The organism is Mesorhizobium sp. M1E.F.Ca.ET.063.01.1.1 (assembly GCF_003998155.1).
Taxonomy (GTDB): domain Bacteria; phylum Pseudomonadota; class Alphaproteobacteria; order Rhizobiales; family Rhizobiaceae; genus Mesorhizobium.
On record NZ_RZSC01000618.1, the window covers coordinates 1 to 3,533 of the forward strand.

The 3,533-nt window shown below is 64.0% G+C and carries 3 protein-coding genes; all 3 read right to left on the reverse strand.

Going from position 1 to position 3,533, the window contains the following annotated elements:
* Positions 1 to 530 (reverse strand): polysaccharide deacetylase family protein (locus tag EOA29_RS29265; RefSeq protein ID WP_127221964.1); only part of this gene is annotated, 530 nt, incomplete at its 3' end.
* A 252-nt stretch (positions 531 to 782) separates the two neighbouring features.
* Positions 783 to 1,931 carry a glycosyltransferase family 9 protein gene (locus EOA29_RS29270; RefSeq protein ID WP_127221965.1) on the reverse strand — a complete coding sequence of 383 codons (1,149 nt, stop codon included), beginning with the start codon at positions 1,929 to 1,931 and terminating at the stop codon, positions 783 to 785.
* A gap of 123 nt (positions 1,932 to 2,054) precedes the next feature.
* On the reverse strand, positions 2,055 to 3,533 hold a 1,479-nt coding region (locus EOA29_RS29275), incomplete at its 5' end, for a putative PEP-binding protein (RefSeq protein ID WP_127221966.1).

The following is a 3,533-nucleotide window of genomic DNA, read 5'->3' on the forward strand; positions in this document are numbered from 1 at the left end:
CCATTGATGGAGAAGCCTGCGATCTTGAAGCCCAGCTTGCGGATCATCGCGATTGCCGACGGACTATATTCAGCGGTGGCGCCGCGAAACCATTTCGGCGCCGGGCCGCCGGCGCTGCCAAGGGCTGCAGCGCCGGACTCGACCTCCGCCTGAACGGCATCGGGACTGCCGGCGCTGCTGATGCCGTAGACCTTGCGCGGCGTGTCGACCGCAGGAATGTGACGGCCCCCGTGATTTTCCAGTTCGAACAGGTCCGGATGCGCCCGCATGATCTCGACGGCCGCACCGTTGCGCTTCAGCCAGATGCCGGTGACGAAAATGGTCGCCGGGATCTTGTTCTCCACAAGCGCCGAAAGAATGCGCGTATCGGTCTTCCCGCCGCAGGCATCGAGCGTGAGCGCGACCCGCCCGCCACCGCCCTGCGGCTTCACATGCAGGGTGGGCTCGACCAGCGTCGCGGCATTGCCTGCCGACACGACCGCGACCGACAGTGCGATCGCGCAAAGATATCTCTGAAGCAGATCCGTCATTCTTTCCAAGCCCCGGCCCTTTGAGCCGTTCACTGCAAGATGGCGCCAACAAGACCCGCATCTAGGCGAAAATCGGGACGGCTCGCGTCTGAAAAGGAACGACGCGACAATTTGCGTGGACCATTTGGTTTCATGCTTGTCGTTATCCCCAAAACCGCGATGCGGCATGAACTGCAGGCCGCGCGCCCTCTCGGACGCACAAAGGGCGCTGCAGCACCTTGATCTTGCGCATGATCCTTTTCGAGCCGGATGTCAGCGACGCAAGATCGATTCCGATTTTTGGAAAGGATCATGTGCTGGACCGGGTGCTCCAGGGGCCGCTTCGGTCCGCGACAGAAGTTCCCGCACTGCTTCGACGACGGGTTCCACCTCCAGGCGCCAGACGCAACACGCCTTGCTCGGATCGGTGCGGCGGCACAAGTCGCCGCCGACGCAGTCACAAGGCATGGACGGCCGCAACGAGATGCTGGGCACGCCGACCGGTCCCCACCGGACGGGATTGGTCAGCCCGAACAGGCCGACCACCGGAGTGCCGGCCGCCGCCGCCATATGCATCGGGCCGCTCTCATTGCCGACGAACAGCCGGGCCTCCTTGAGCAGCGCCAGCAGCGCTTCGAGCGAGAGCGCGCCGACCAGATTGACGACCGGCGTTTTCGCGACTGCCATGATCTTGTCCGTCGCCTCGTTCTCGTCGGGACCGCCGACCAGGACGACGTTCAGGCCGGTCTCGGCCGCTATCCGGTCGATCGCGGCGGCAAAGCGCTCGGGCTGCCAGCGGCGGCCGGGAAAGCTGGCTCCGGCATGAACGGCCACGAAGGCGTTCTGCCGAAGGTGGAACTTGTCCAGCAACGTCACCGCTCGTGTCGTCTCAAATGGCAGTGGCCGGATGGCGGGGACGCGCACGCGCAGATCCACGCCGAGCGCCTCCAATGGCGAAAGGTAGCGATAAAGAAAGTGTCGTTCGCCATAGCCGAACGGCTTTGCCCTGACATTGGCGGGTTGGCGCTCAAGCCAGCGTAACGGCTTTTCGGTCGGATGATATCCTACGCGGGTCCTTGCATTGACCAGCCGCGAAACGATCCGCGAAGTCTTCGAATCGGCGAGATCGATGGTCATGTCGAAGCGATAGCGACGCAGTTTTCGCACCGTCTGAACGAGTTCCCGCCCGCGCTGCAGGGGCGTGCCGCGCATATGGGAGCGACGGAAAGTCACGGCCTCCGAAGCGATACCGTGCGCGGTGAGGAAACCGGCGAACCGGGCTTCGCACAGGAAGACGATCCTGGCGCCTGGATATTGGAGCTGCAGGTTCTTCGACAATGTCGAGGCAAGCACGATATCGCCGATGAACTTGGTCTGCAGGATCAGGATGGACTGGAATGTGGCGGGGGAAATCTGCAACATCTGTTTCTCTACACCAGCGGGTTCGAGACCGCGAAACTGGGTGGAAACAGTGTCGAGATTGGGGGCCGTCACGCGCACGTTCGCGTGACTTTGCTTACAAAAGCGTAAGCTCGCGGCGGGCTCTCAGCCACGCGGTGCGGACTTCGCGATCTGCACGGCAGCTTGCGCTGCAGCCAGCCTGGCGATCGGCACGCGGTAGGGAGAGCATGACACATAGTCGAGGCCTACCTCTTCGCAAAAACGGATCGAGGCCGGATCGCCGCCATGCTCGCCGCAGATGCCGAGCTTGATGTCCGACCGTGTCTGCCTGCCCTTCTTCGCAGCGATCCGCACCAGTTCTCCGACGCCTTCAACGTCCAGCGAAACGAAAGGATCCTGCTCGATGATACCTTTCTGCCGATAGGTTTCAAGGAAAGAGGCCGCATCGTCGCGCGAGATGCCGAAAGTGGTCTGGGTCAAGTCGTTGGTGCCGAAGGAGAAGAATTCGGCCGCCTCGGCGATGACATGGGCGCGGATCGCCGCGCGCGGCAGCTCGATCATCGTGCCCGTCAGGTATTCGATCTTGGTGCCGGTCTCCTGCATGACGCTTTGCGCGACCGCATCGATGCGCGCCTTGACGTATTCCAGCTCCTTCACCAGGCCAACCAGCGGCACCATGATTTCCGGCACCACCAGCGCGCCGGCCTTGCGGCCGGCCTCGACCGCCGCCTCGAAAATGGCACGCGCCTGCATTTCGGCGATCTCCGGATAGGAGACGGCGAGCCGGCAGCCGCGATGGCCGAGCATCGGGTTGAATTCGTGCAGCGCCTCGGTGCGCTGCCTGAGTTTGTCGGCCGAAACGTTCATGGCCGCCGCGACCTCGGCGAGCTCGGCCTCGGTCTTGGGCAGGAACTCGTGCAGCGGCGGGTCGAGCAGACGGATCGTCACCGGCAGGCCGGCCATGATCTCGAACAGTTCGAGGAAATCCGAGCGCTGCATCGGCAGGAGCTTGTCGAGTGCCGAGCGCCGGTCCTTCTCGGTATCGGCCAGGATCATCTCGCGCATGGCGACGATGCGGTCGCCCTCGAAGAACATGTGCTCGGTGCGGCAAAGCCCGATGCCTTCGGCGCCGAAGGAGCGCGCCATGCGCGCGTCGAGCGGCGTTTCGGCGTTGGTGCGCACCTTCATGCGGCGCGCGGCGTCCGCCCATTCCATGATGGCGGCGAAATCGCCCGACAGTTCGGGCTGCAGCATGGCGACGGCGCCCTTCAGCACCTGGCCATTGCCGCCATCGATGGTGATGATGTCGCCCTTGCGGAAGGTCTGGCCCATCGAGATCAGCGTGCCGGCCTTGTAGTCGACGCGCAGTGAGCCGGCGCCCGACACGCAGGGCTTGCCCATGCCGCGCGCCACTACCGCAGCATGGCTGGTCATGCCGCCGCGCGTGGTGAGGATGCCTTCGGCGGCATGCATGCCGTGGATATCCTCTGGGCTGGTCTCGATGCGCACAAGGATCGCCTTGCGGCCTTGCAACTTGGCATCCTCGGCATCGCTGGACGAAAAAACGATCTCGCCGGTGGCGGCGCCCGGCGAGGCGGGAAGGCCCATGCCTATGACATCACG